Source organism: Alcaligenes pakistanensis, from assembly GCF_014652815.1.
Lineage (GTDB): Bacteria > Pseudomonadota > Gammaproteobacteria > Burkholderiales > Burkholderiaceae_B > Alcaligenes > Alcaligenes pakistanensis.
Genome location: NZ_BMZN01000005.1, coordinates 71,026 through 96,988, shown reverse-complemented (window position 1 = coordinate 96,988; position 25,963 = coordinate 71,026). Strand labels below are relative to the sequence as shown.

Annotated in this window: 26 protein-coding genes; 10 read left to right on the top strand and 16 right to left on the bottom strand. The window is 54.8% G+C overall.

What is annotated here, in order from left to right; genetic code table 11:
* Positions 1 to 131: 131 nt before the first annotated feature.
* The 3 genes from gyrB to dnaA form a co-directional block, all read right to left on the bottom strand.
* Positions 132 to 2,588 (bottom strand): DNA topoisomerase (ATP-hydrolyzing) subunit B, encoded by a 2,457-nt coding sequence (gene gyrB / locus IE156_RS15875; RefSeq protein WP_189393623.1) that lies wholly within the window; start codon positions 2,586 to 2,588, stop codon positions 132 to 134.
* A 76-nt stretch (positions 2,589 to 2,664) separates the two neighbouring features.
* Positions 2,665 to 3,774 (bottom strand): DNA polymerase III subunit beta, encoded by a 1,110-nt coding sequence (gene dnaN / locus IE156_RS15870; RefSeq protein WP_189393622.1) that lies wholly within the window; start codon positions 3,772 to 3,774, stop codon positions 2,665 to 2,667.
* Between the two features lie 2 nt (positions 3,775 to 3,776).
* On the bottom strand, positions 3,777 to 5,174 hold the full coding sequence (gene dnaA / locus IE156_RS15865; protein WP_189393621.1) for a chromosomal replication initiator protein DnaA: 1,398 nt from the start codon (positions 5,172 to 5,174) through the stop codon (positions 3,777 to 3,779).
* A 224-nt stretch (positions 5,175 to 5,398) separates the two neighbouring features.
* On the opposite strand from dnaA, the gene rpmH reads away from it, so the two are divergent.
* The 9 genes from rpmH (at position 5,399) to IE156_RS15820 (ending at position 13,114) form a co-directional block, all read left to right on the top strand.
* Positions 5,399 to 5,533 (top strand): 50S ribosomal protein L34, encoded by a 135-nt coding sequence (gene rpmH / locus IE156_RS15860; RefSeq protein ID WP_003800771.1) that lies wholly within the window; start codon positions 5,399 to 5,401, stop codon positions 5,531 to 5,533.
* A gap of 65 nt (positions 5,534 to 5,598) precedes the next feature.
* On the top strand, positions 5,599 to 5,964 hold the full coding sequence (locus IE156_RS15855; RefSeq protein ID WP_373296547.1) for a ribonuclease P protein component: 366 nt from the start codon (positions 5,599 to 5,601) through the stop codon (positions 5,962 to 5,964).
* A complete protein-coding gene (yidD, locus tag IE156_RS15850) occupies positions 5,961 to 6,203 on the top strand; it encodes a membrane protein insertion efficiency factor YidD (RefSeq protein WP_035269485.1) in 243 nt (80 codons plus the stop codon). The genes IE156_RS15855 and yidD overlap by 4 nt, the downstream gene beginning before the upstream one ends.
* Positions 6,204 to 6,310: 107 nt before the next feature.
* Positions 6,311 to 7,975 carry a membrane protein insertase YidC gene (gene yidC / locus IE156_RS15845; protein WP_189393620.1) on the top strand — a complete coding sequence of 555 codons (1,665 nt, stop codon included), beginning with the start codon at positions 6,311 to 6,313 and terminating at the stop codon, positions 7,973 to 7,975.
* Between the two features lie 128 nt (positions 7,976 to 8,103).
* A complete protein-coding gene (locus tag IE156_RS15840; protein ID WP_189393619.1) occupies positions 8,104 to 9,027 on the top strand; it encodes a LysR family transcriptional regulator in 924 nt (307 codons plus the stop codon).
* Positions 9,028 to 9,111: 84 nt separating this feature from the next.
* The gene (locus IE156_RS15835) at positions 9,112 to 9,996 is read left to right on the top strand and encodes an SDR family NAD(P)-dependent oxidoreductase (RefSeq protein WP_189393618.1); all 885 of its coding nucleotides are present in this window, start codon (positions 9,112 to 9,114) and stop codon (positions 9,994 to 9,996) included.
* Entirely contained in the window at positions 9,986 to 10,867 is an 882-nt protein-coding gene (locus IE156_RS15830) for an SMP-30/gluconolactonase/LRE family protein (RefSeq protein ID WP_189393617.1), read from the top strand. Before IE156_RS15835 ends, IE156_RS15830 begins: the two co-directional genes overlap by 11 nt.
* 310 nt (positions 10,868 to 11,177) lie before the next feature.
* A complete protein-coding gene (locus IE156_RS15825; protein WP_189393616.1) occupies positions 11,178 to 12,620 on the top strand; it encodes a catalase in 1,443 nt (480 codons plus the stop codon).
* Between the two features lie 104 nt (positions 12,621 to 12,724).
* The gene (locus IE156_RS15820) at positions 12,725 to 13,114 is read left to right on the top strand and encodes a VOC family protein (protein WP_189393615.1); all 390 of its coding nucleotides are present in this window, start codon (positions 12,725 to 12,727) and stop codon (positions 13,112 to 13,114) included.
* A gap of 117 nt (positions 13,115 to 13,231) precedes the next feature.
* Here the strand turns inward: IE156_RS15820 and IE156_RS15815 are convergent, their stop codons facing one another.
* Positions 13,232 to 13,744, bottom strand: coding sequence for an HPP family protein (locus IE156_RS15815; protein WP_189393614.1), 513 nt, complete (start codon positions 13,742 to 13,744; stop codon positions 13,232 to 13,234).
* Positions 13,745 to 13,856: 112 nt separating this feature from the next.
* On the opposite strand from IE156_RS15815, the gene IE156_RS15810 reads away from it, so the two are divergent.
* Positions 13,857 to 14,408 carry a TetR/AcrR family transcriptional regulator gene (locus IE156_RS15810; protein WP_189393613.1) on the top strand — a complete coding sequence of 184 codons (552 nt, stop codon included), beginning with the start codon at positions 13,857 to 13,859 and terminating at the stop codon, positions 14,406 to 14,408.
* Between the two features lie 141 nt (positions 14,409 to 14,549).
* Here IE156_RS15810 and IE156_RS15805 read toward each other — a convergent pair whose 3' ends face one another.
* From IE156_RS15805 to IE156_RS15750, 12 genes are all read right to left on the bottom strand, one after another.
* Positions 14,550 to 15,257 carry a TetR/AcrR family transcriptional regulator gene (locus IE156_RS15805; protein WP_189393612.1) on the bottom strand — a complete coding sequence of 236 codons (708 nt, stop codon included), beginning with the start codon at positions 15,255 to 15,257 and terminating at the stop codon, positions 14,550 to 14,552.
* 36 nt (positions 15,258 to 15,293) lie between these two features.
* Positions 15,294 to 16,169: an oxygenase MpaB family protein gene (locus IE156_RS15800; RefSeq protein ID WP_189393611.1), complete on the bottom strand. Its 876-nt coding sequence runs from the start codon at positions 16,167 to 16,169 to the stop codon at positions 15,294 to 15,296.
* Between the two features lie 23 nt (positions 16,170 to 16,192).
* The gene (locus IE156_RS15795) at positions 16,193 to 17,401 is read right to left on the bottom strand and encodes an FAD-dependent monooxygenase (RefSeq protein ID WP_189393610.1); all 1,209 of its coding nucleotides are present in this window, start codon (positions 17,399 to 17,401) and stop codon (positions 16,193 to 16,195) included.
* A gap of 93 nt (positions 17,402 to 17,494) precedes the next feature.
* Positions 17,495 to 18,112 (bottom strand): isochorismatase family protein, encoded by a 618-nt coding sequence (locus IE156_RS15790; RefSeq protein WP_189393609.1) that lies wholly within the window; start codon positions 18,110 to 18,112, stop codon positions 17,495 to 17,497.
* Positions 18,109 to 19,149 (bottom strand): 2,5-dihydroxypyridine 5,6-dioxygenase NicX family protein, encoded by a 1,041-nt coding sequence (locus tag IE156_RS15785; RefSeq protein WP_189393608.1) that lies wholly within the window; start codon positions 19,147 to 19,149, stop codon positions 18,109 to 18,111. The genes IE156_RS15790 and IE156_RS15785 overlap by 4 nt, the downstream gene beginning before the upstream one ends.
* Positions 19,150 to 19,168: 19 nt before the next feature.
* Positions 19,169 to 20,002: an alpha/beta fold hydrolase gene (locus IE156_RS15780; RefSeq protein WP_189393607.1), complete on the bottom strand. Its 834-nt coding sequence runs from the start codon at positions 20,000 to 20,002 to the stop codon at positions 19,169 to 19,171.
* A gap of 2 nt (positions 20,003 to 20,004) precedes the next feature.
* On the bottom strand, positions 20,005 to 20,733 hold the full coding sequence (locus tag IE156_RS15775; RefSeq protein ID WP_189393606.1) for an ABC transporter ATP-binding protein: 729 nt from the start codon (positions 20,731 to 20,733) through the stop codon (positions 20,005 to 20,007).
* Entirely contained in the window at positions 20,730 to 21,488 is a 759-nt protein-coding gene (locus tag IE156_RS15770; RefSeq protein ID WP_189393605.1) for an ABC transporter ATP-binding protein, read from the bottom strand. Before IE156_RS15770 ends, IE156_RS15775 begins: the two co-directional genes overlap by 4 nt.
* Complete coding sequence (locus tag IE156_RS15765) at positions 21,481 to 22,440, bottom strand: branched-chain amino acid ABC transporter permease (protein WP_189393604.1); 960 nt, start codon at positions 22,438 to 22,440, stop codon at positions 21,481 to 21,483. The genes IE156_RS15770 and IE156_RS15765 overlap by 8 nt, the downstream gene beginning before the upstream one ends.
* Complete coding sequence (locus IE156_RS15760; protein ID WP_189393603.1) at positions 22,441 to 23,316, bottom strand: branched-chain amino acid ABC transporter permease; 876 nt, start codon at positions 23,314 to 23,316, stop codon at positions 22,441 to 22,443.
* 44 nt (positions 23,317 to 23,360) lie between these two features.
* A complete protein-coding gene (locus IE156_RS15755) occupies positions 23,361 to 24,491 on the bottom strand; it encodes an ABC transporter substrate-binding protein (RefSeq protein ID WP_229841422.1) in 1,131 nt (376 codons plus the stop codon).
* 476 nt (positions 24,492 to 24,967) lie between these two features.
* The gene (locus tag IE156_RS15750; protein WP_189393602.1) at positions 24,968 to 25,939 is read right to left on the bottom strand and encodes a Bug family tripartite tricarboxylate transporter substrate binding protein; all 972 of its coding nucleotides are present in this window, start codon (positions 25,937 to 25,939) and stop codon (positions 24,968 to 24,970) included.
* Between the last annotated feature and the right edge of the window lie 24 nt (positions 25,940 to 25,963).

Below are 25,963 nucleotides of genomic sequence, written 5' to 3'. Positions count from 1 at the left end.
AAAATTTCTCGCAAATAAAATACAACTCTCAAAAAAAGCGGCCACTAAAAAGTAGACCGCTTTTTTACTTCCAGAACACTGGCCAACTTATCTCACGACTTTTGGCCAACTATTCTCAAAACCAACACTCATCAAATATCCAGATTCCCTGCCTGCAAGGCGTGGGATTCGATAAAGGCACGACGGGGTTCGACGTGGTCGCCCATCAAGGTAGTGAAGATCTGATCCGCGTCGATGGCATCAGCAATCTGAACACGCAACAGGCGACGCACGGTGGGGTCCATGGTGGTTTCCCACAGCTGGCTTGGGTTCATCTCACCCAGACCCTTGTAGCGCTGCTTGCTCAGGCCGCGTTCGGCTTCGGTCAACAACCATTGCATGACGTCACGGAAATCATCCACCTGGGTTTCACGACGCTTCTCGCCTTCACCTCGGGCAACCATTGCGCCATCACCAATCAGACCGGCGAAGATCTCACCGGCGCGAGCCAGTGTCTGGTGATCGCCACCACGCATGAAGTTGCGATCAAAGACGGTCACGCGAATATTGCCATGATGCAGTCGCTGCACTATCACGCGCCAGGACTCACTAGCCTCGTCGTAGGCGGCAAATGTCTTGACGACATTAGGCGTGACTTCATTAAACAGGACTTCTTGCAGATCCTGCGCGCTTTTCTCGGCCGCTTCCTGAGTCTCCAGATTCAGCTTCACGCCTTCGGCCAAGGCCGACAGAGCATCGCCGTCCATGTGGCGCGACAGGCGTTCCATCACGCCCTTGGCTTTCACGTAGCGGTGGGCGTAGTCGGACAGGGCTTCACCAATGATCGGGTCGGCACCTTCTTTAGGAGTCAGCACCGCATCACGTAATGCCAGCTTGAGCATGAACTCCGCTTCCTCGGCATCGTCTCGCAGATACATTTCTTCGCGACCAACCTTAACCTTGTACAGGGGCGGTTGAGCAATGTAGACGTAACCACGTTCGATCAAGGCTGGCATCTGACGGTACAGCAAGGTCAGCAGCAGGGTACGAATGTGAGCACCGTCCACGTCCGCGTCAGTCATGATGATAATGCGGTGGTAACGCAGCTTGTCGATATCAAAGTCCGGGCCAATGCTGGTACCCAATGCGGTGATCAGGGTGGTGATCTGTTCGCTGGAAATCAGACGATCGAAGCGGGCTTTTTCAACGTTCAGTACCTTGCCGCGCAGAGGCAGGATGGCCTGGAATTTACGGTCTCGGCCTTGCTTGGCCGAGCCGCCGGCGGAGTCACCCTCCACAATGTACAGTTCACACAATGCGGGGTCTTTTTCCTGGCAGTCGGCCAGTTTGCCGGGCAGACCTGCACCTTCCAGAATGCTCTTGCGGCGCGTCATTTCGCGGGCTTTACGGGCCGCTTCACGAGCACGGGCGGCTTCTACGATCTTGCCGCACAAGGCCTTGGCGTCGTTGGGGTTCTCCAGCAACCAGGTTTCCAGGGTGCGACCCACTGCTTCTTCAACGGCAGGACGCACTTCGCTGGAAACCAGCTTGTCTTTGGTCTGACTGCTGAACTTAGGTTCAGGCACTTTGACCGACAGAACACAAACCAGACCTTCGCGCATGTCGTCGCCCGAGGTATCGACCTTGGCTTTTTTGGCCAGTTCGTTATCGGCGATGTACTTATTCAGCACACGGGTCATGGCCGCACGCAGACCGGTCAGGTGGGAGCCACCGTCGCGCTGCGGAATATTGTTGGTAAAGCACAGCACGGTTTCGGCGTAGCTGTCGTTCCACTGCATGGCCACTTCAACATTAACCATGGCCGTGCCGCCCGCATTGGACTCCGTGGCCACGCTAAACACGTTGGGGTGCAGCGGGGTCTTGTTGCGGTTGATGAATTCCACAAAGCCTTTGACTCCACCCAGAAAGGCAAAGTCTTCTTCTTTGCCCAGGATCTCGTCAACCAGGCGGATCTTCACACCATTATTCAGGAAGGACAGCTCACGCAGTCGCTTGGCCAAAATCTCGTGGTGATATTCGATATTGCTGAAGATTTCCACGTCCGCCAGATAGCGCACGCAAGTACCCGTACGCTCACCAGCCGGGCCCGTTACCGCCAGGGGCGCAGTGCGCTCACCACGGCGGAACTCAACCTCGTGCTGGTTACCGTTGCGCCAGATGGTCAGCAACAACCATTCGGACAGGGCGTTCACGCAAGACACACCCACACCGTGCAAGCCACCAGACACCTTGTAGGAGTTCTGGTCGAACTTACCGCCGGCGTGCAGTTCGGTCATAACGATTTCAGCAGCACTGCGCTGATGCTCGTCATCTTTGTGGATATCGGTTGGGATACCGCGGCCGTTATCGCACACCGAGATACTGTTGTCGGAGTGGATGGTGACGACGATATCGTCGCAATGACCGGCCAGCGCCTCATCAATCGCGTTATCCACCACCTCGAAAACCATGTGGTGCAAGCCGGTGCCATCGGAAGTGTCTCCGATGTACATGCCTGGACGCTTGCGCACGGCCTCCAGGCCTTTAAGCATTTTGATGGAATCAGCGCCGTAATCGGCTGACTGGGTGGTCGTGGTTTGATCGGTCATAGCATAAAACCTTGTAATAGCCTGTCTGCTTCAAGCGGGTATGGCCCGGCGGGCCATACCTGTCGAACATGCCGCATTAGATGCGCATCGGCATGACCACGTACTTGAACTCTTCTTGCTCAGGCAGCGTCATCAACACAGAAGCGTTGGCATCGGGCTGCACAGACCAGCGGACAGTTTCGTCCTTGATGCTGGCCAACACATCAAGCAAGTAGCTGACGTTAAAGCCAACGTCCAGACTTTCGTGTTCATAATCAATATCCAGCTCTTCGACTGCTTCTTCCTGTTCAGCGTTGGAAGCAGAAATCTTCAGCTGGTTCTGCGACAGTTGCAGTCGCACGCCACGCAGTTTGTCGGTGGTCAAAATAGCAGCACGTTGCAAGCTGCCCTGCAGCACTTCACGGCTGACATCGAAGTGGCGGGTGTAGTTGGAAGGGATCACGCGGGCAAAGTCCGGGAACTTGCCTTCCACCAACTTGGAGACCAGCTCCACATCGCCAAAGCGGAAACGAATCTGACGACTGGACACATCAATGTTGACCAGTTCATCGGTATCGCCTAGCAGACGCTGCATTTCCAGCACAGTCTTGCGCGGCACGATGATGTCGTGACGTTCCTGCACCCCGTCAATCGCGGTGGCATTATGCGCCAGGCGGTGGCCATCGGTGGTAACCGTACGTACCAGGCCGGGCTCAAACACCAGCAACATACCGTTCAGGTAGTAGCGGATGTCTTGCTGGGCCATGGCAAAGTGCACGGTATTGAACAGGTGCTTGAGCGTGCGCTGGGGCAGGCTCAAAGACACGTCCCACTGCTCGGGCATACTCAGCACTGGAAAGTCAGCGGCTTCCAAAGTCTGCAGCTGAAAACGACTCTTGCCAGACTGGATGGTCAGCTTGCCGCTGTCCAGGCCCAGGCGCACATCGCCAAAATCAGGCAGAGCTTTCAGAATGTCGAGCAGCTTGCGCGCCGCAACAGTCGTAGCCGCATTATCGTCACTGACGCCAAAATCGGCGTTGGTGGTGATCTGCACTTCCAGGTCAGTGGCCAGGAAAGAGACATCAGAGCCGTTTTTACGCAGCAGGATGTTGGCCAGAATCGGCAAAGTATGGCGGCGCTCCACAATGCCAACAACTGTGGATAAGGGCTTTAGCAATGCGTCGCGGGTCGCTTGAACGAGTTGCATGGTCATCCTTTGAGAGTTTGTTCCAGTACGTGTAATGCGTGATTCAGTTCGGCTTGCTTGGTGCGTGCATCCGAGATTTTGCGCACCGCGTGCAGCACCGTAGTGTGGTCCCTACCACCGAAAAGATCGCCAATTTCCGGCAAACTCTTTTGGGTCAGTTCCTTGGCCAGGTACATGGCAACCTGACGCGGCATGGCGATATTGGCGGGGCGGCGCTTGGAATACATATCCGCGACTTTGATTTTATAAAAATCAGCCACGGTTTTCTGAATATTTTCCACTGTGATCTGCCCATTGGAGACCGACAGCAAATCCTTCAGTGCATCCTTGCACACTTCCACCGTCAAAACATCGCGGCCATGAAAACGGGCGTAGGCCGAGACCTTGCGCAAGGCCCCTTCCAACTCGCGCACGTTGCTGCGCAGATGCTTGGCAATAAAGAAGGCCACTTCCTCAGGCATGGCAATGCCTTCAGCCTGGGCTTTACGCAGCAAAATCGCCACGCGCATTTCCAGTTCGGGCGGTTCAATCGCCACAGTCAGGCCGGAGTCAAAGCGCGAGATCAGCCGGCTATCAATATTGGCCAGTTCTTTGGGATACGTATCCGAGGTAATGATGATCTGCTTGCGCTGGGCCACCATCGCTTCAAAGGCGTAGAAAAACTCTTCCTGCGTGCGGTTCTTGCCAGCGAAAAACTGAATATCGTCAATCAGCAACAAGTCCAGCGAATGGTAGTAGCGCTTGAACTCGTCAAACGCTTTGCGCTGGTAAGCCTTGACCACATCCGACACGTATTGGTCGGCATGGACATAACGAACCCGCACACCATTACCATTGGCGACCAGCGCATTGCCAATCGCGTGAATCAGGTGGGTCTTGCCCAAACCCACGCCGCCATACAGGAAGAGTGGGTTATAAGAGACACCGGGATTTTCAGCCACTTGCAAGGCCGCTGCGCGTGCCAGCTGGTTGGCCTTACCCGTTACGAAATTATCGAAAGTCAGTTCGGCATTCAAGCGCGAGCGATCCGGCACCGCATCCACCACGGCTGCTGTTGCCGGGTTGGACGCAAGCGGAGCCAAGCTATCACTGCCGGGGCTGCCTGCAGAGACAGGGGCCGCACGATCGGCCAGGGCACGACGCGGTGCCGCACTGGCTGAAGGCAGCTCAAACTGAACGGTGACGGGACATTCGTAGAAATCCGAAGCTAGTTCCTCTATGCGAGTGGCGAAATTCTTGCGGACCCAATCCAGCTTGAAACGATTAGGAGCAGAAACGCGCAACACCCCGGCTTCGCTGTCGAAGTCCAGGGGAACCAGTGGACGTATCCACGCACTTATTTGTTGGGGGGGAAGCTCCTGCTCCAATTTCTGAACGCAGGACTGCCAGAATTCATTCATCGGTCATCACTTCTGTAAACCTCGATTCTACCCTGAGCTGTGCCAAGTTATCCACAGGCTAACAAATATAGTTGCGTAATATCGGGCTAAATAATTGACACAACAGAAAGAATTTGCTGAAATGATGGGCTTAACACGATTTTCTGTTGCCAGATCCCAAGCGTTTGCGCTGCCGGGGTGGAGCTTTTCTGCGATTTCTGGCGGCTCATTTTTTTGGATACACCATGAAACGCACCTACCAACCCTCCGTTACACGTCGCAAGCGCACCCACGGTTTTCGCGTTCGCATGAAAACTCGCGGCGGCCGCGCTGTTTTGAACGCACGTCGCGCCAAAGGTCGTAAACGTCTGGCTGTATAAGCCATGTCGGGATGCGTGGCCTAGGGTAATGGATATTCTAAAGCCCGACTCCCACGTTACGCATCATGCGTGCCTCCTTTCCAGCTACGGCTCGCTTACATAGCCCCACCGAATACGCGCAGTCATTAAAAGGACAGCGTGTAGGTCGCGGGGCTTTGTTCGTGGTCACTCGCTCCCGAGGCGAGGACCCACACCAGACCGAAGGCGCTCGTTTGGGACTGATCGTCCCCAAGCGCTTTGCCAACCGCGCCGTCACCCGCAACACCATCAAACGTATTTTGCGCGAAACCTTCCGCCACAAACGCGAAGGCTTGCCCAATGCTGCCTATGTCTTTAGGCTGCATAGCAAAGTACCTCTGGTGTCGCTGACCGCCCTAAAGCAACTGGTTCGCGCCGAGGCCGACACCTTGTTTTCCAAGGTACGGCCATGATGCGCAAACTGGCTTCGGCACCGATCCGCTTTTACCAGTTTTTTCTGAGTCCCTGGATCGGTAGAAACTGCCGCTTTACCCCCAGCTGTTCCAACTATGCTTTGCAGGCCATCGACATACATGGCCCGCTCAAAGGCCTATGGCTGGGTGGTGTACGCATCTGCCGCTGCAATCCCTGGTGCAAGGGGGGGCATGATCCTGTGCCCGCTCGCACGCCCGAAGACCGCAACACTTTCTAAAACCGTCCTGGTCTGCGCCTTGTTTTTTAAGGCAACCCCCTGTTTGCTGACCAGCTACGTTAAACTGCTAAGCTTTTGCTCAGCTTTATAAATGTGATACAGGCGCTATGGATATCCGACGCACCATCCTATGGATGATCTTCTCCTTTGCACTGCTGCTGCTGTGGAACAACTGGCAGGAATATAACGGCAAGCCATCGCTGTTCGCTTCCACTCCCGTTGCTACAGAAACGCAGGCAGCCTCCGAACCGGCCACCAATGGGGGAGTCCCCGCTGCGCAAGAGCCGACTACGTCTGCTGCCTTGCCGACCAGCAACAGCGCGGTGTCCGCCTCGGCCCAGACCATCGACATCACCACCGACGTCTACAAGCTCAGCTTCAGCACAGAAGGTGCCCAGCTGATCAAGTCCGAGTTGCTGAAGTACGGTTCGCCCGAAAACCCAGAGCAACCCATGGTGTTGCTGGATAACTCGCCTGCCTCTACCTACCTGGCTCAGTCCGGTATTGTGGGCGCTGCCGGCCAGAACCTGCCTAACCACCTGACCCCGTTCACCCTGGTTTCGAGCCAGCGCGACATGACGGGCGATACGCTGGATGTGGTGTTTGAGGCGACTTCGGACGACGTTAAAGTCACCAAGACCTACACACTGCACAAGGGCCGCTACGACATCCACGTTCGTCACGACATCCAGAACAATACCGGCGAGACCATTGATCCGCGCCTGTATCTGCAACTGACCCGTGATGGCAACAACCCGGCTGACTCCTCGCGTCTGTACAGCACCTTTACCGGTCCTGTGATCTATTCCAGTGGCGACAAGTTCCAGAAGATCACCTTCTCGGATATCGACAAGAACAAGGCCACCTACGCCCACAATGTGGATAACGGCTGGATCGGCATGGTTCAGCACTACTTCGCAACAGCTTGGGTTCCTGCCCAGAACGTGCAGCGCAGCAATGAAGTCCTGAAGTTGGGCAACAATCTGTACGCCGCCCGCACGCTGGAGAGCGTAGGCACGATTGCTGCAGGTCAAAGCAAGGCAGTGGACGCTGCCCTGTGGGTTGGTCCCCAGGATCAAAAAGCGATGTCGCAACTGGCAACGGGCCTGGATCTGGTCGTTGACTACGGCTGGCTGACCATCATCTCCAAGCCGCTGTTCAAGCTGCTGACCTGGCTGCATTCCTTGCTGGGTAACTGGGGTTGGTCCATTGTGGCCCTGACCGTGCTGATCAAGCTGGTGTTCTTCCCGCTGTCGGCTGCCAGCTACCGCTCCATGGCCAAAATGAAGCAGTTTGCACCTCGTATGCAAGCACTGCGCGAAAAGTTCGGTGACGACAAAGCCAAGCTGAACGCCGCCATGATGGAGATGTACCGCAGCGAGAAAATCAACCCGCTGGGCGGCTGTTTGCCTATGCTGGTTCAGATCCCTGTGTTTATCGCGCTGTACTGGGTGCTGCTGGGCAGCGTCGAGATGCGCGGTGCTCCTTGGATCCTGTGGATTCACGACTTGGCCGTACGCGACCCATGGATGATTCTGCCCGCCATCATGATGGGTACCATGTTCCTGCAGATCAAGCTGAACCCAACTCCGCCTGATCCTATGCAAGCCAAGGTCATGATGCTGATGCCTCTGGTCTTTGGTGGCATGATGTTCTTCTTCCCCGCCGGCCTGGTTCTGTACTGGTGCGTGAACAACATCCTGTCCATCGCCCAGCAGCGCTACATCATGGTGCAGATCGAAAAGAAAAGCGCGAAGGCAGCTAATAGCTAATCTCGCACTGAGACCAAAAAACCCGCCCAAGTAATTTGGCGGGTTTTTTTTATGCTGGACTGATGGCAACGCTCCCTAATCCATCGTTTGTTAGTATCAAAAATCGATAACCCTAATCACGTCCTCTCATGGTCGAAACTCGCCTGCTTTATCAATTCATTGCCGTGGCCGAAGAGCTGCACTTTAACCGTGCTGCGCAGCGTCTGCACATGGCCCAGCCACCACTGAGCCAGGCCATTCGTCGGCTGGAGCAGGAGATCGGCGCGACGCTCTTCGAGCGCAATAACCGCAACGTTGCACTGACGCCCGCCGGGGCTAGTTTCCTGGATTCAGCCAAACAGATAGTGCAGCAGCTTGAGGCCGGCATCGAACAGTCGCGGCGTGTCGCCCAAGGCATCGAGGGCAATCTCACCCTGACCTTCATCAACATCGCCCCCTATCGCACCTTGCTGCATGCCCTGCGACGCTTTCGCTCTGCGTCCCCCGCCGTGTCCTTCACCATGCAAGAGGCCACCACACAGGAGCAGATCCAAGCCCTGGAAGAGGGCCGCGCCGATCTGGGCTTTATGCGGCCACCGGGTCGAACTGCTCCGGGCCTGCGGTTTGTCTCCATCCTACGTGAACCTGTCTTGCTGGCTTTGCCAGCCGCGCATCATCTGGCAAATCTGCAAACCGTTCCACTGGCTGCGCTGCGGGATGAAGCCTTCGTCGCTTCGCCCCGACACTTGGGCCAAGGCTTTCATGATCAGTTAATCCAGCTTTGCGAAGCGGCAGGTTTCGTTCCGCACATTACTCAACAGGCACGGCAACTTCAGACTCTGGTGGCATTAGTGGCCAGCAACTTCGGGCTTGCTCTGCTGCCTGCCTCGCTGGCCCAAGACAAGCGGGATGACGTGGTTTTCCGGCCCATTGTGGTTGATGCTCCCGACTCCCTGCGCTCGGTGGAATTACTGATGGCCTGGAACGAACATCGCTCTTGTGCCATCCGGGACAGGCTGATCGAGGAGGTGCGCCAGGCTATGCCACTGGAAACCTCAATTGAGACTATTTAGATATTATTCGCTAACAAATAATATATTTTACGGATAGATCTGAACGCTTCATCATCGTGATAACCAGACTCAAGGAAACTCACCATGAAGCAAGGACAAGCCACTAACACAGAGCTATTTAAGGGCAAGGTTGCCATTGTCACCGGGGCCGCCCAAGGGCTGGGATTAGCCTACGTTCAGGCACTGCTGGGTAGGGGAGCATACGTAGTCTCCAGCGACCTGGGTACGGACCGCAGCGGCGCAGGGGAGAACCAACACCTGATTGCCCAAGCGGCCCAAAACCTGCAAGCCAATAAGGGACAGCTGATCACCCATAGCGGTCGCCTGGATCAAGAAGCCGGCTGCAAGGAACTGATTGAACTGGCAGTCTCCCACTTTGGTGCGCTGGACATACTGATTCACAACGCAGGCTGGGTGGGCTACCAGTCCATCGAGGAGCAGGAAAATGACTTTTTGGAGCGCTCCCTGGGTATCAACGTGCATGCACCTGTCTGGCTAAGCAAGCACGCCTGGGCGCATCTGAAACAATCGTCCTCCCCACGCATCGTCCTGAATACCTCCGATAGAGCCATGTATGAGCAATATGCTCAGCCCGGTCTGGTGGCATATGCCGCGGGCAAAATGGCTCAGCTAGGCATCATGAATGCCCTGAGTATGGAAGGTAAAGCACATGGCATCCTGGTCAATGCGATCTCGCCGGTGGCCAAGACGCGCATGTGGGGGATCACAGAAGCACCAGAAAACCTCAAGCCTGAATGGGTCGCACCGGGCGTGCTGTATCTAGCCAGCCTCCTATGCCAAGACAGCGGCATCATTCTGCGCGCCAGCAACGGCCAGTTCACCGCTACCCGTTTTAAGGAAAACCCAGGCGTCGTTTACCCAACGAATCTGGCCCGCATCGAATGTGCCAGCGTAGAAGACGTAGCCCACCACTGGCCAAGCATCCGGGAGTTCGGCGATGCCTCATGACTACGGTTTGCGCCAGATTGCCCCGGCCCAGGCCGAGCTAGGAGAAAGCCCAGTCTGGGATACAAGCACCGGTCTTTTGTACTTCGTGGATATCACCCAAGGGCAAATCAAAGCCCTGACACCACAGGCAAGTCTCAGCACTGTCTACCAATCCACGGCCCGAATCGGCGCGCTGGCACTAAGCGATCACGGTAATCTGGTCTTTACAGAGAACACCCGTGTCTGCATGCTGGATACCAGAACCGGCACGATCTCCAGACAGAGTGCCGCTGTGCACGAGACGGCAAGCTATCGTTTCAATGATGGGGCCTGCGATCCGCAAGGGCGATTTGTCACCGGCCTGATGGATGAGACACGAAGCGGCAAAACAGGTGCGCTTTATCGCTATGACAGCGCGCTCCAAGCCCAACTGATTCACACAGGCATAGCCTTGCCCAATGGCTTGGCTTGGTCAGCTGATGGCAGCACGTTGTTTTTTGTAGATTCGGTCGCCTGCGCCATCTTTAAAGCTGACTACTCCTTAGAGAGCGACGAGCTAAGGACAGTAACCCTGTTTGCACGGACTCCGGTGGAACTAGGCCGTCCCGATGGCATCGCACTGGATCAGGCAGGAGGCTTGTGGGTTTGCCAGTTCAATGGCGCGTGCCTTCTGCACTATGACAGCAAGGGGCATTTGATTGATCGCGTCGCCATGCCGGTGCCACGTCCCACCAGTTGTTGCTTTGGTGGGCCTGACCTGAACACTTTGTTCATCACCACGGCGCGCCTTGCCATGACACCCGCGGAGTTGGAGCAATACCCACAGGCCGGCAATATATACGCCCTTCACCCTGAAGTCAGTGGCGTGGCACGCCACTTATTTAAACAATAAGCTGCGCCTCAGGCCAAAGTCGTGCACCACACTCTGACACAGATCGACCACCCGCCTAGCTCTGCCCCACCATCACTACCGACCAAGACTTAAGGTATTTCTTGATTTTTCTAAGTGCCATCCACAAAAATTTCATCCGCAGCGTTGCTGGTTACCGCTATGATCGGGATAAAATCCGATTCATAGCAAAAAGCTATGTCTTCACTAAAATCATTTGATTTAACTATTTCGACCAAGGCAAGTAGACTGATCTCAACTTCTTAAAACGACCCGCTGCCCTGAGCTGGGTCAGCTTCCACGGAGATACACAATGAACAACAAAACCCTGACGACCGCCGCCGGCCGCCCTGTTGAGGAGAATCAGAACTCCATGACAGCCGGACCTCGCGGTCCCGTCCTGATGCAGGATTTTTGGTTACTGGAGAAGCTGGCTCACTTTGACCGCGAACGCATCCCTGAACGCGTGGTGCATGCCAAGGGCTCGGGCGCTTTCGGCACCTTTACCGTAACGCACGACATCAGCCAGTACAGCATGGCCAAGGTTTTCAAACCTGGCAGCAGCACTCCCGTTTTCTTACGTTTTTCCACCGTAGCAGGTGAATTAGGAGCCGCCGATGCAGAGCGCGACGTTCGAGGATTTGCCCTCAAATTCTATACAGAAGACGGAAACTGGGACCTCGTGGGCAATAACACTCCTGTCTTCTTTATACGGGATCCACTGAAGTTCCCCGACTTCATCCACACACAGAAACGCGACCCACGCAGCCACCTGCGCAACATGAGCGCCGCCTGGGATTTCTGGTCCCTGTCGCCTGAGTCTCTGCACCAGGTCACCATCTTGATGAGTGACCGTGGCTTGCCCTGTAACCTGCGTCAGCAACATGGTTTCGGCTCGCACACCTATAGCCTGATCAACGACAAGGGCCAGCGCCACTGGGTGAAGTTCCACTTCAAATCCCAGCAAGGCATTGCCAACTACACCAATGCTGAAGCTGCCGCTGTCGTCGGCCAGGACCGCGAAAGCTCGCAGCGTGATCTGTACGAGAACATCGAAAAGGGCAACTTCCCGCGCTGGGCGCTGCGTATCCAAATCATGACCGAAGAGCAGGCGCGCACCTACCACATCAATCCCTTTGATGTGACCAAGGTTTGGCCGCATGGCGACTTCCCACTGATCGATGTGGGCACACTGGAATTGAACGAAAACCCCACCAACTACTTCGCACAAGTGGAACAAGCGGCTTTCACGCCTGCCAACCTGGTGCCCGGTATTGGTCACTCGCCCGACCGCATGCTGCAAGGCCGTATCTTTTCCTACGGCGACACACAGCGCTACCGCCTGGGCGTGAACCACGGTCTGTTGCCCGTAAACGCGCCTCGTTGCCCGTTCCACAGCTACCACCGCGATGGCGCCATGCGTACTGGCGACAATAACGGCGGCACGCTGAACTACGAACCCAATAGCCAGGGCGAATGGCAACAGGCTCCCCGCAGCGAACCGCCTCTGGCGCTGGATGGCCAGCCTGCGGATCACTGGGATCACCGCGTGGACGACGATTACTACTCGCAACCCGGCAATCTGTTCCGCCTGTTCAACGACGAGGAAAAACAGCGTCTGTTCAGCAATATTGCCGACGCCATGGCCGGTGTTCCCAAGGAAACCATCGAACGTCAATTGGGCCACTTCACGAAAGCCGACCCTGCTTACGGTGCCGGTGTGAAAGCGGAACTGACAAAACGCGGTCAGCTTTAAACCCTGACCGGGCTGTTTAAGCCATCACAGAATCGGCTCCCCCTCTACAATCGGGGAGCCGATTTTTTTTGCACTGGCCCTGCGTTCTCCTACCGAGCCCTACTATGAAATTTGGCTACACGATCATCTACGTTCCCGATGTCAGCCAGGCACTGGACTACTTCAACCGCGCTTTTGGGTTATCCACCAAAATGCTGCATGAAACCGGGCTGTATGGCGAACTGGAAACTGGCCAAACCACCTTGGCCTTTGCAGCCGAAATGCTGGCCTACATGAATTACCCCAAAGGCCATTTGTCGCCCCATTCTTCGGACGTCCCCCTGGGTATCGAGATTGCCCTGGTCTGCGACGACGTCCCCGCCGCCCACGCCAAAGCGCTTGCGGAAGGGGGCACCGAACTGGCCCCGCCTCAAGACAAGCCTTGGGGACAGGTTGTGTCTTATGTGCAGACGCCTGAACGCATTGTGGTGGAGTTGTGTACGCCGGTTAAATAAGATCGACAGGATTGACAGCGAATGCCTAGCTGTATCGCAGACATCAGATAGGCCGCCGGTTCGTGTGAACACGCTATCAACCTAAACACCCGTCGTGACCTTCACGAGACAAGCCACTTAATACCAGTACTTGGGCCAGGCTTTCTGATGGCCCAAGTTATTGATCACTAAAGCAATCACCACCAGCACGATAGAGCCCAGCAAAGCGGGCACAAACAAGTAAGACCAGGAGGCCTCGCCTGCCAACAAGATCACCAAAGGATCCGCTCCGGCAGGCGCATGCAAGGTACGACTGATGTGCATCAAGGCGATGGCTAGGCCCACCGCCAGCCCCATTTCCAAGGGTCCTGCGCCTACATATTTCGCAATCACCACCCCCACCAGGCTGGCAATGAAATGACCGCCAATTACACTGCGTGGCTGCGCCAAGGGCGAGTCAGGTGCGGCGAACAGCAGGGCACACGTCGCTCCGAAGGGCGCCATCATCAAGGGCAAACCAAACTGCTGCGTCAAATAGGCGATCACCATAATGCCTATGGTTCCCCCCAGAAAGCTGAGCAGAACCTGCTTGCTGTGCGGCCGTGGCGGCAATACACCGCCCCCTTGAATTCGAGAAAAAAGAAAGCGCATCCTGATGCTCCAAAACAAAAGTAGACCGATCGGTCTATCTACTGACGTGTACAATAATCACTCATGCTGACGCTGTCAAACGTTCCAGGGTCAAACTATTGAGTCAAAGACGATGAAAAACACCAAGCGCGATACGATTTTGGAAACAGCTTTGCGCCTTTTCAGCCAGTATGGCTACGGCAATGTCGGGATTGAACGCATCATCTCCGAGTCCGATGTCGCCCGCATGACGGTGTATAAGCAGTTCGGCACCAAAGATGGCCTGATCAATGAAACCCTGAACTTGCGACATCGCAATTTCATGGAAGATCTGCTTGAGTATCTGGAGCCACATGCCAGCTATCAGCGCAAGATTCAGGCGCTGTTCGAGTGGCATCAAAACTGGTTCCAGTCGCCGGATTTTCATGGCTGCATGTTCATCAAAGCATCGGAGGAATTCGGGGCTGTAAACCCGCAGCCTTGCGCGATTGCGCAAGAACACAAGCTGGCTATCTTGGCTTTAGTCGAAGCGATTTTGCAGGAGCCCTTCGGCGACAAGGCTCATCAACAAGCTTTGCTAGTTTTCATCTGCCTGGAAGGTCTGATCGTCCACGCCAATATGTTCCCCGGCAAGGATCTGACTCAAGACATTTACCAGGCTTTGCAGCCTTTGCTGACGCCCTGAGCAAAGCCCCCAGCAACAAAAACGCCAGCAAAAATGGCTGGCGTCGGCCCTAATCGCAGAACAGGGCAAGAGTCATTTCAGAGCAGGATACTCGACAACCCTCCTGTGTATCCACACACCGAGAAAGTAAGGCTGCTTCAATCAAGTCTTGCCAGACAAGACAACAGGCGCAGCCAACAAACCGGCCGAGACAAAAGCAATGATCTGCTCAAGAATCTCGTCGGTATTGTTGGGATCACAGATACCCGGGGCCAGTTCTTCCAGCCGGTGTGTATCTGAAAAAGCATACATATACGCCCCGATCATCAAGACCACTCGCCAATACACATCTTTGGCTTGCAACTCGGGCAATATTTCTTCCAGGATGTGCACATACGCACGCGTGGAGCCATCGTAGGCCTCATTACGCAGCTTATAAGAGATCTCGGCCGGCTCCGTATGCAAACGGGCTTGAAGCCGCAAAAACCGCCGACCTCCTGGTGTTTCCCGCAACGCAATCGTAGGGGCTAAAAAGGCCCGCACGACATCATCAACCAAGATTTTGTCATCCTTGTCTCTAAGCGCATTCAAACGCCGCAGACGCTCATCAGAAATCGTTTTACCCCGGCGAATAAACACCGCTTCAAACAGGCCGTACTTGGAGCCAAAGTAGTAATTAATCAAAGCTTGGGTGACGGCTGCTTTCTGAGCGATCACCCGCAATGTCGTTCCAGCGTAGCCAGTTTCGGAAAACTCCTCCTCGGCAGCGTCCAGAATCCGTTCTGACGTGTTGTCACCCACCCCTTCCGGGCGTCCGGGCTTATCTCGCTTGACCCAGGAGCTATCCGACGACAAAGTTACACGGCCCATATTTGCCTCAAAATTTGATTCATTCTTATCTACAAGCTAAGCCAGATTTGCTACGCGACGCCGTGCCCGATGCACAGAACCATTACGTGTGGCCCAACGCAAGACGAAAGCAGCGCTGTTAACTACCCTGCGACGCCACCACATGGATGCAGCGCTGGGGCGATGCTCAAAACAGGTTTGAGCCCATTGCGGCAGCATATCCAGCGCCGCTAACAGGAACACCCTGGCAACCCAAGCCTTGGCACCCTTAAACAAGGTATGCGATGACATTAAAATTGTAGCCACTTCCTGAGTGCGCGCATCAACCCGTAACTCTGCTGCTGGTTGAGCAAATAATGCTCTCAAGGCGGGTGCATCCATCACCAAGCCATCCGCACCCAGCATGACTGCAACCTTCGAATACTGCGCCACATACCGATCCTGCTGTTCAGGAGCCAGCTTGGCATTCCGCCAGCGCAAATGGGACTCTAAAAAACAATACGCCTGCGTGTGGTGCACCCAACGCAGCAGTTCTGGATCATTGGCATCGTAAGGTGTGCCGTCGGGCAAAACTCCATGCACGTGCTCATGGACCCGCCGCACCAGAGCAATACACTGCTCTGCCTGCTCAGTACCTGCATAACTGACTGCTGAGATGAACTGCGCGGTTCGACTTAGCCGTCCCTGCATATCCTGCCGGAAGCTGGAGTGATCCCAGACCCCAGCCAATACACGCGGGTCCAGCATCTGCAAACTCAATGCAGCAATCCCCCCCAGCATCATAGAGGTAAAGTCGGCGTGAACTTCCCACACAGCAGATTGTGGGCCGAACAAACCAGGGTCGCCCGGTGGCACAGTGAAGTCCACCGGACTGCCTTGCAGACCGGTAATGATGTGAATCTGGTTCTCAACATACTGACGAATCGACAGCAAGACGCTTCCCCCGGCCCCAACCGTTAAACCTGTAATGCTTTAGGCTGAAAATCAGTAGCATTATATGAATAAACCCAATCTGTCTTAATGCCGCCCGCATGCGGATTCTTCTTCTGCTGCTCGCGGTATTCCGCATCACGCTTGGCCTTGGCTTCGCTATCGGACAGGTGATAGGTGCGGCCTCGTTCACGCGCTTCAAGCTGCACCCGGCTGGTACGTGGCAGACGTTCCGCTTCGTAAAGCGACAAGGCCGTGCTCAAATCTTCGGGCAAAGCCGCCAAGGCAACTGCCAAGACATAGGCATCTTCAATGGCCATGGCTGCACCTTGGGACAGGAAGGGCAACATAGGATGCGCCGCATCACCCAGCAAGGTCACACGGCCTGCCGACCATTTAGTCATGGGGTCACGATCAAACAAGCCCCAGCGATACACATCCGTCACACGCTCAAACAGCTTGACGATATTGGGGTGCCAATCCTTAAAGTCCTCCAACATCTCCTGCTGAGTACTGCGGGCGTTCCAGGACTCCTCGACCCAACTGGCAGTTTCGTTGACCGCCACAATATTGACGGCTTTACCCCCGTTCACGTAGTAGGTCACGACATGACTTTTGGGGCCCAACCAGAAAGAAGATTCGGGCGCCACAAAATCGGGCATTTCATCAAAAGGCACCACTGCCCGATAGCACATATTGCCGGTAAATTTTGGTTCCTCTTCACCAAAAATAGAGCGGCGTATCTCCGAGCGCACGCCGTCGGCTCCCACAATCAAATCCGCTTCAAAACAAGACCCGTCAGCAAAATGCGCAACAGCTTTTCCTTCTTGCTGGGTAACTCCCGTGCACTGCGCATTGAACGTTACCTTTGTTGTATTTAGCAGTTCAGTCAGCAAATGATGCAGGTCAGCGCGATGCACATGAAAGAACTCAGCACCATACAGTTGCGGGCAATCACTCTTTAAAGGGATACGGAAGCTTTCCTCTGCGGTGGACCAATCCCGTCCTACCAAGGCCTCGGGCAAAAAACCTACCTTGGCCAAGGCATCGTGGGCCCCCAAAGCCTTGAGCACTTTAACGGCGTTCGGCGTCATTTGAATGCCAGCACCCACCTCTCCGAAGGCCGCCGCACGTTCGAATAAATGCACTTCTATTCCGCGCTGTTCCAGAGCAGCTGCCAAAGTTACGCCACCAATACCACCGCCTATCACACCGACTTTCAACGTTTTTTTCATGCTGTACATCCCCAGGATTCAGATCTCAATCAGCCCAAATCCCTCAAATTAATTAAACAAATAAATAATAAATAACTTAAAAAATAGATAGATCTACATCAACAGCAAGGGACGCAAGTCTGCATACGGACGAACCTCGCCGTACTTCTGTTGAATATCAAACAAGCTTGCGTCGTGAGGCTCCTTGGCTCTATCACCAACGCAATCTGCCAATACAAAAGGGCGCAGGCCACAAGACATGGCATCAACGACTGATGCACGCACACACCCACTTGTGGTGGCACCAGCAATCAGCAGCGTCTGCACCGCCCGCTCCGCCAACCAGGCAGCCAAAGCAGTACCAAAGAAAGCCGACGGAACCGTTTTACGCACCAGCAACTCACCAGGTGCAGGCTTCAAGGCATCGACGATGGCACTGGCTGGATTACCCTCTTGAAGCTGCACCAAACCGGGGACTTTAAGACCGAATACATTGCGATCAGCACTGTCATCGGCAAAGACGATGCGGCTGTGCGCCACAGGCCAGTTCTGTGCCCGTGCATCCGCCAAAACCGTACGTGTTTGCTCAATGGCTTCCAGAATATTTCCACCACCAAATGCCTGGGGATCTGCAAAACCGTTCACGAAATCCACAATTAACAGTCCCACTTTTCCTTCAAGCTCAAGCCCTTGTCCAAACCCTTGCCGCTCGTAAACGCTCGGGCTGCTCATGCCAATTCCTCCACGACTTTGCCCTCCCGCACCGTCTCGCGGCCATCTACGGTCACGGTGCAGGCACGCAGCGGAATATCAATGTGGCAAGCCGTTGTGCGGTCGCCCCCCACTTCATTATTGGGGCCAAAAGAGAACAAGAAATTGCCTGCATAGGCACGAGCATCCATACCCAAGGTTTGCTCTTTGTCGTAAAGGCCAAGCGTTGACCAGTGAGCACGGGGCTGCAAACCCCAGCCTATGTGGGACATGGCGTAAGCCTCAGGGTCGTTGAACGAGGCCATGTACTCGCGCAGCAGCTCGGCATCCAGACCGCCCTCAATCGAGGTTACAACGCCGTTCTCAACCGTCATGGTGATGGGATCGGCCGCATAGGACTTCATGGGCAATAAAATGTCACCCCGATCAATCACGATGCGCCCATGTGCCTGCCTCTCGTTTGGCCAGGTCAGGATAAAGCCGCTGGGCCAGTGATCCCAACGCCCAGGCTCATCCACAAAGCCATATTCCTTCATCACCGGGTACTCACCCAAAGGCATCACCAGATCGGTTCCTGCCTTGGATGTAGCTCGCATTTCACGAGCGCCCTGCAGCACCTGCGCCGAACGCTCAACACGCTCCTTATCCTGCAAGGACGGGACCATACGCACCAGCACCTCAGGGGGTTCGGCAGCCAATAGAATTTTGGTGCCGGATTTAAGAATTTCATGCTGTTCAGGCGAGAACAGCAAAGTCATCAAATCCAGCACCAAGTCACTGGCTTTGAGGGCGGCAATCGCTGCGGGGTTATCCGTCAGCGGAGTCGTGCCCAGATACGCCAAAAGATCACGACTTAAGGCCTTTTCGGCATTCACCGGCAGCAAATCCACCTGCATCTGGGTCGCGCCCAACGCCGCCACAGCCAGCTTGGCCGTAGCCAAGGTTTGGGGATGCGTATTCAGGCTCGTCAGAATGGTGACCATCTGCCCCGCCTTCAATCCAGAAAGGGTCAGCACCTCATTCCAGGCCTGAACCATTTGATGATCAGCTACAGCCATCTTCCTCTCCTGTTTCTCATTAAAAGGTAACGCTAAGGAAGGTGCCTAACACACGATAAAAATCTTCCTCGTCATCCCAGGGAATCATGTGTCCGGCACCGGGTACCCGCAAAATCTGCAAGTCCGGCTTCAGTGACTGGGCCTCCTGGATGTCCTCGTTGCGAATGACATCACCTTTGCCAGCCACCATCAGGGCCACCTGCCAGCTCTCGAGCTGACTGAAGTCAGGAAAGGCATCATCGGTATGGAACCATTCATAGCTATCCGTCACTGCGCGGATATCGCAGGTATGCAGCCACTGAGCACGCAGTTGAAGTTGCTCAGGATTCCAAGTCGGACAAAACAGGCGCATCTGCTCAGCACTCATACCCTTTTGCGCCTGTGCAATGGACTCGGTATACCAGGCGATTTTTGATGGGTAGGGCCGCCGATCCGGCCCGGACACTGGCGGGTCTACCAACACCATGGCCGCAGCTTTGCTCAAACCTCGGGTAACAGCACGCATCAGAATGCGCGCCCCCATGGAATGCCCCATATAAATGGGAGACTCAAGTGCAAGTGCGCGGACAAACTCGACCAAATCATCAGCGCACGCATTCACGCCGTAATCCAGGTCTGCTCCCGACTGCGAAAGCCCACGGCCACGGACATCCAGTACATAGACATCAAAATGTTGCGCCAGGCGCTCGGCCACAAATCCCCAAGTGGGGGCAGGGCTGGTGATTCCTGGCACCAATACCAAAGCAGGCCCCGGACCGGCATAACGCAAGTAATGCTGGCGTATCCCATTGGCATTGATATGCCCGCCATAGCTAAATCTGGATGGAGGGCTGGCCGTATTGCTCGTAACCATAATCAGCCCCCCAGATAAGCGCTTAAGAGCTCAGGGTCTTTGAGCATGCTGGCACTGTCTTTCTCGGCAATGACGCGCCCTGTCTCCAGCACATAGGCACGACTGGCCACATTAAGGGCGTTATGCACGTTTTGCTCCACAACCAGAATAGACACTCCGTGCTCGCTGATATCGCGCACAACCTGAAAGACCTCCAAGGCCATCTTGGGACTTAAGCCTAAAGAGGGCTCATCCAGAATCAGCAGCTCCGGTTCTGACATCAGGGCCCGGGCGATAGCCAGCATCTGCTGCTCACCACCGCTAAGCGTACCCGCCAGCTGGCGGTATCGCTCTTTCAAACGAGGGAAGCGATGAAAGGCAATGCCTTTACGCCGCTCTACCTCGGACTTGGATTTGATCAGGTAAGCACCCAGATCCAAGTTGTCTTCAACGGTCATCTCGGGCCATACATGCCGCTCTTCAGGACAATGCGCCAGCCCCAGCTTCAAGATGTGTTCAGGGCTACGGCCACTGATCACTTGTCCTTTCCAGGTGATCTGTCCAGCAGTAGGGCGGATCAAGCCAGAGATCGCCCTGAGCGTAGTGGATTTGCCTGCACCATTGGCACCCAAAATCGCCACGACTTCACCGGGTTGCACGTGCAAGCTGACGCCATGCAAAGCGGTCAAATTGCCATAGCCCGCCACTACCTCATGCAAGGCCAAGAGCGGTGGAATTTCCTGTGTACTCATGCCGCTTTCCCCATATAAGCTTCCAACACTTGCTCATTGGCCTGAATCTGCGCGGGTGTGCCTGTCGCCAGTTTTTTGCCAAAGTTCATGACGACGATCTGGTCAGACACACGCATAATCAAGCCCATGTTGTGCTCTACCAGCAAAATGGATTCAACCCACTGCCCAGGCAGCTGCCTGAGCAAATCGGCCAAGCCTTCTGCCTCGTGGGTGTTCAAGCCGGCCGCCGGCTCATCGAGCATCAATAGCCTGGGCTTGGCGCTTAATGCGACACCCACCTCCAGCAGACGCAGTTCACCGCAAGACAATGAACCCGCCAAGATATCGGCACGCTTGGACAGCCCGATCTGCCCAAGGATGCGGCTGGCCGAATCACTGATTTCCTGCTGCACCTGCGCCTGCTCTTTACTAGGCCAGAACGTACGCCAGAGTGGCGCACGATCACGCAGATAATGGGCATGTACCAGATTGTCGAAAGCGCTCAGGGACCGCAGCACATTAGTCTTTTGAAATGTGCGTATCACCCCGTGCTGCGCCATGCGATAAGGCTTGCTGGCCGTGACCTCTTGCCCATCCCACAGCACCCGCCCACGAGTGGGCTGATAAAAACCGGTAATGAGGTTAAAGCAGGTGGTTTTGCCTGCTCCATTGGGCCCGATCAAACTGACGATTTGCCCAGAGGGGACGGTAAAATCAATGTCCTGAACCGCATGAATACCGCCAAAAGATTTGCTAAGACCGCACACTTCAAGCATGACGCGTCCTCCCAAACAGATGATGAAAACGCTGCTGCACAAAGCCCATGATTCCGTCGGGGGCGAAAAGCACCGAAGCCATGACGATCAGCCCAAAGAGGGACAGGCGCAGCTCCTTGAACTCACGCAGGTATTCCTCCAGCAAGGCCACCACAATGGCTCCGGCAATAGGCCCCAGCAAAGTGCCTTTACCGCCCAGCAAAACAATGATGATCATGGTCGCTGTGAATGGAAAGCCAAACACTTCGGGACCAACAAAACTGATATAGCTGGCGTAATACGCACCGGCAATCCCAGCCAGAAAAGCCGCCACCACAAAGACAAATTGCGAATAGCGGAATGGATCAATACCTACCGACTGGGCCACATAATTGTTTTCACGCATCGTGACCGCAGCACGGCCTGCACTGGAATGGACCAAGCGATAGCAGATGTAGAAAGTGATGGCCGCCAGCACAATCCCCATCACCACAAAACCACGCTTGCCAGCTAACCAAGGCGACATATCCAGCAGCGCGGGATGAGCCACACCCGAGATGCCCATCGGGCCATTGGTCAAGTCCACCCAGTTATTGGCCAATAAGCGCAAGACCTCGGCAAACGCCAGTGTCACAATCACAAAGAAAGGCCCATTAAGCCGCAAGGTGACGCGACCAATCACATAACCAGCCGCTGCAGCAATCAAGGCCGCCGCCACAATCGTTATCGTGACCGGCCAGCCCACCGCAGGCGAACTCAAAATGGCTACGGAGTAGGCGCCCAGACCAAAAAATGCCACGTGCCCCAGCGGGAACTCGCCCACATATCCAATAATTAAATTCAGGCTACTGGCCAACACGCTGTACATCAGCACCAGCACCAGGATATGCAGCAGATAATCGTTCTGCACAAAACAAACGAGCAAGGCCGACAAGACCAGAAAGCCCACCATAAAGTGACGTTCTATTTTCATTTATGCGCGCTCCGCTCGAACCGAAAACAAGCCATAGGGGCGGAAAAACAGAATCAAAATGACCAAGGCAAAACCCACCATGTCTGCGGTGCCCGTTTGCACATACCCGCCCCACAGAGCCTCTGCTACTCCCAGGATCAAGCCGCCCAGAATGGCCCCGCCGAAATTACCCATTCCCCCCAAAATGACGACAACAAAAGCCTTCAGACTGATCAAGCCCCCAATAGAGGCTTGCGCCACGTAAATGGAACTGAGCAACATGCCCGACGTTGCCGCCAACACCACACCCAAGGCGAAGGTCGATGCGTAAATAGTGGCGGTATTGATACCTACCAGGCTAGCGGCCGTCGAATCCTGAAACGTCGCTCGCATGGCTTTACCCAAGCGAGTTTTCTGTATCAGCAAACGCGCCCCCACGATCGCCGCAATGGACATCCCAATCGCAAAGAGCCGCACCTCGGTGATGAAAATAGGCCCAATAAACATGGGTGTATTGGGTACCGGCGCAATCACTTTGAGCGGTGCCGTACCGACTATCATCAAGGCCGTATTCGTCAGGAAAATTGACAAACCAATAGTCAGCAAAATGCCCGGCTCTGGGCCTTTGTCCCTGATACGCGCAATCAAGAAGCGATCCAGCAACCAGCCAAACAAAGCGACGATCACCACGACCAGCGCCAGGCCTACAAAGAAATTCAGTCCTAGTTGCTGGGTCACTAACCAACCCAGCAGCCCCCCAATCATGTAGAACTCGCCATGTGCAAAGTTCACCAAGCGCATCAGACCAAAAATCAAGGTGAGACCCAGCGCCGACAGCGCGTAGAACGTCCCATTAACCAGTCCATTGGCAATGAACTGCAGCAATAAATCAAACACAATGCCCCCTCATAAAACGATAAAACTCGCAGCTCATGGCCGTCTTAGTCTGCTGTTACCGTTGCCTGGGCAACAATGTCCGGTTGCCCGTTCTTTAGCTGTACCAACACAGCATCAAAACCATAGGCCTGCCGTTTTTCGTTGAATTTGAAGTTGCCATTGGGACCGTTGTAGTCTGTCGCTGGCAATGCCAGTCGGATCTTGTCCGGGTCGGCTGCCCCAGCACGCTCAATAGCGTCCATGATGATGTTTAGTGCGTTGTAGCCCGCAACCGAATACTTGCCGGGCAGCTCGCCGTACTCTTTCTGATAGGACTGCACAAATTGCAGATTCTCAGGGCGCTGCAAAGTATGAGCATAGGGAACCGCTGCATGAATACCTTCCGATGCAGAGCCAGCCAAATTCACGAAATCCGCCGTTGCCCAGCTACCCACGCCAAAGATCAAACTTTCCAGGCCCACTTCTTTCATCTGTTTGACAAGAATCGAGCCGTCCTGAGTTTCAGCAGCCACAAAAACACCGTCCGGTTTAGCGGCTCTTACACGCGTCAACAAGGTGTAGAAGTCAGTTGTGCCGTGGTCGAAGTAGAGCTTCTGTACGGTTTCACCGCCCAGTGCCTCGATCTGGCTGGAGAACTCCTCCATCCCCCCGCGGCCCCAATCATCGTTGACCGCGATGTAGGCAATTTTTTTCAGTTTGAGCTGCTCGACCAGGATGGTGGCGAAAGCGTGCGCCAACAGACCGTCTGTTTCCGCAGTCCGGAAAAACCATTCATTGCCACGATCGGTCAAATCGCTCTTGGAAGACACACCCGATAGCAAAGGCACTTTGTATTTTTGCGCTACGCTCATGGCTGCAATCGTGGCTGAGCTACAAAAGGCGCCTGAAATAATCGGGACCTTGTCTTTCTGGATTAACTTTTCAGCGGCGTTCACTGTCTTGGAGGGCTGGCATTCCCCATCCTCAATAGCCAGTTCAACCTGCTGCCCCAACACTCCGCCACGAGCGTTCCGCTCCTTGACGGCCAGCTTGGAACCATTCACATCTGCCTCACCGTTGTATGCCACCGAACCGGTTAAAGGCTGAATCACACCAATTTTGATGGTCTGTGCTTGTACGGCCCCCACAGCCCCCAGCGTTACGAGCAACCCCATCGTCAATATCGTCTTGCGCACCTGTCTCTCCTTGCGTGGTTTTCTGACTACCTGCTTCGTTAATTCGAGTTTGAAATATATTAACTGGCTAGCCAATAAATAAAACATAGGGAATTCCCTATAAACTTAAACCAATATTTTTCCATTAAATATCAGCTAGTTATTAGAATAATTTTGGGATCTGGGAATTGCGTTTGTCGGATACTCCCCACACATCCGCCCCAAGCAGGGAGAGTTTTCAAGCTGTTTTTTCCCAGCACTCAAGGCCGCTTTATCAACTTGAATACGGGTAAAACGACCAGCATTTAATGAGCCACGCGATCGATCACCGCCTTTCTGTCCGGCGTGCGAAGCCTCTTTTTTACGATGCTATCCTGCCGAATCGTCAGACCTTAGCGATGCACGCCGCCAGCCCCTTAGATCGCTTGTTCTATTATTAAAATTGCTACAAGCAGCGGGCCTGATTTGGAATCAGACCCGCACAGACACCTTAAGCCTTACTGCTGCAAATACCCCGATTCCTTGATAATCGGACCCCAGGTATCCAGATCGTCCTGAACGATACGAGACAGCTCCTGTGCGTCACCCGATTCTGGTCGGAAGCCAATGGGCGTGATGGCGCTTTCAATCTTGGGCAGCTTGGCCACTTCGTTAAAAGCGTCCTGGAACTGCTTCACCATTTCTGGTTCCATGCCCAGCGGCGCAAAAATCCCCATCCAGCCCGAGGCTTTCAGATCGCCATAGCCCATTTCCACAAAGGTCGGCACATCCTTGAGGATAGGCAGACGTTCTGCTCCGGTAATGCCCAAAACCCGCACCGATCCCGCCGCTACGTGTTCGGTAATCATGCCCACAGCATCCACACCAGCAGGGATGTGGTCACCCAGCAGATCGTTGATTAAAGGCGCACCGCCTTTGTAGGGCACGGGCGACATCTGAACATCGTTCTTCTTGGCAATGCTGTAGCCCATGAACTGCGGCGCGCTACCGGGGGCGGGGATGCCATAGTGGCCGTATTTCTCCGGCTCTTTGCGCACCAGCTCCACATACTCCTGCAAGGTATTGGCAGGCGTGGTTTTACCCACCACAAAGATATGCTCGAATTTGGCAATAACCGCGACCGGTGCAAAATCCTTCATAGGGTCATACGTAACGGTTTTCACCGTTAAAGGCAGCGTGGTCATCATATGGTTGTTGGCCACCAGCAGCACAGACCCATCCGTAGGCGAGCGCAAAAAACCTTGTGCAGCCACCTGCCCGCCCGCACCCGCCCGGTTATCCACCACCACATTCACACCCAGCTTTTCACGCAGTTGCTCGGCATAGACTCGCGCCACCGCATCGGCAGTGCCACCCGCTGGATACCCCACCACCAGACGTACGGTATCTGGCAATTTACTGGCCACCGACAAACCTGTTGCCAAGGCCAATGCCGTTCCCAGCAAAGCCTGCGCCCATTTCTTTTTCATTGCTCCTCTCCCTGCCTCTTGATG

Coding starts and splice junctions, on each gene's coding strand:
- gyrB (WP_189393623.1), bottom strand. CDS start 2,588: ATGACCGATCAAACCACGACCACCCAGTCAGCCGATTACGGCGCTGAT.
- dnaN (WP_189393622.1), bottom strand. CDS start 3,774: ATGCAACTCGTTCAAGCGACCCGCGACGCATTGCTAAAGCCCTTATCC.
- dnaA (WP_189393621.1), bottom strand. CDS start 5,174: ATGAATGAATTCTGGCAGTCCTGCGTTCAGAAATTGGAGCAGGAGCTT.
- rpmH (WP_003800771.1), top strand. CDS start 5,399: ATGAAACGCACCTACCAACCCTCCGTTACACGTCGCAAGCGCACCCAC.
- IE156_RS15855 (WP_373296547.1), top strand. CDS start 5,599: ATGCGTGCCTCCTTTCCAGCTACGGCTCGCTTACATAGCCCCACCGAA.
- yidD (WP_035269485.1), top strand. CDS start 5,961: ATGATGCGCAAACTGGCTTCGGCACCGATCCGCTTTTACCAGTTTTTT.
- yidC (WP_189393620.1), top strand. CDS start 6,311: ATGGATATCCGACGCACCATCCTATGGATGATCTTCTCCTTTGCACTG.
- IE156_RS15840 (WP_189393619.1), top strand. CDS start 8,104: ATGGTCGAAACTCGCCTGCTTTATCAATTCATTGCCGTGGCCGAAGAG.
- IE156_RS15835 (WP_189393618.1), top strand. CDS start 9,112: ATGAAGCAAGGACAAGCCACTAACACAGAGCTATTTAAGGGCAAGGTT.
- IE156_RS15830 (WP_189393617.1), top strand. CDS start 9,986: ATGCCTCATGACTACGGTTTGCGCCAGATTGCCCCGGCCCAGGCCGAG.
- IE156_RS15825 (WP_189393616.1), top strand. CDS start 11,178: ATGAACAACAAAACCCTGACGACCGCCGCCGGCCGCCCTGTTGAGGAG.
- IE156_RS15820 (WP_189393615.1), top strand. CDS start 12,725: ATGAAATTTGGCTACACGATCATCTACGTTCCCGATGTCAGCCAGGCA.
- IE156_RS15815 (WP_189393614.1), bottom strand. CDS start 13,744: ATGCGCTTTCTTTTTTCTCGAATTCAAGGGGGCGGTGTATTGCCGCCA.
- IE156_RS15810 (WP_189393613.1), top strand. CDS start 13,857: ATGAAAAACACCAAGCGCGATACGATTTTGGAAACAGCTTTGCGCCTT.
- IE156_RS15805 (WP_189393612.1), bottom strand. CDS start 15,257: ATGGGCCGTGTAACTTTGTCGTCGGATAGCTCCTGGGTCAAGCGAGAT.
- IE156_RS15795 (WP_189393610.1), bottom strand. CDS start 17,401: ATGAAAAAAACGTTGAAAGTCGGTGTGATAGGCGGTGGTATTGGTGGC.
- IE156_RS15790 (WP_189393609.1), bottom strand. CDS start 18,112: ATGAGCAGCCCGAGCGTTTACGAGCGGCAAGGGTTTGGACAAGGGCTT.
- IE156_RS15785 (WP_189393608.1), bottom strand. CDS start 19,149: ATGGCTGTAGCTGATCATCAAATGGTTCAGGCCTGGAATGAGGTGCTG.
- IE156_RS15780 (WP_189393607.1), bottom strand. CDS start 20,002: ATGGTTACGAGCAATACGGCCAGCCCTCCATCCAGATTTAGCTATGGC.
- IE156_RS15775 (WP_189393606.1), bottom strand. CDS start 20,733: ATGAGTACACAGGAAATTCCACCGCTCTTGGCCTTGCATGAGGTAGTG.
- IE156_RS15770 (WP_189393605.1), bottom strand. CDS start 21,488: ATGCTTGAAGTGTGCGGTCTTAGCAAATCTTTTGGCGGTATTCATGCG.
- IE156_RS15765 (WP_189393604.1), bottom strand. CDS start 22,440: ATGAAAATAGAACGTCACTTTATGGTGGGCTTTCTGGTCTTGTCGGCC.
- IE156_RS15750 (WP_189393602.1), bottom strand. CDS start 25,939: ATGAAAAAGAAATGGGCGCAGGCTTTGCTGGGAACGGCATTGGCCTTG.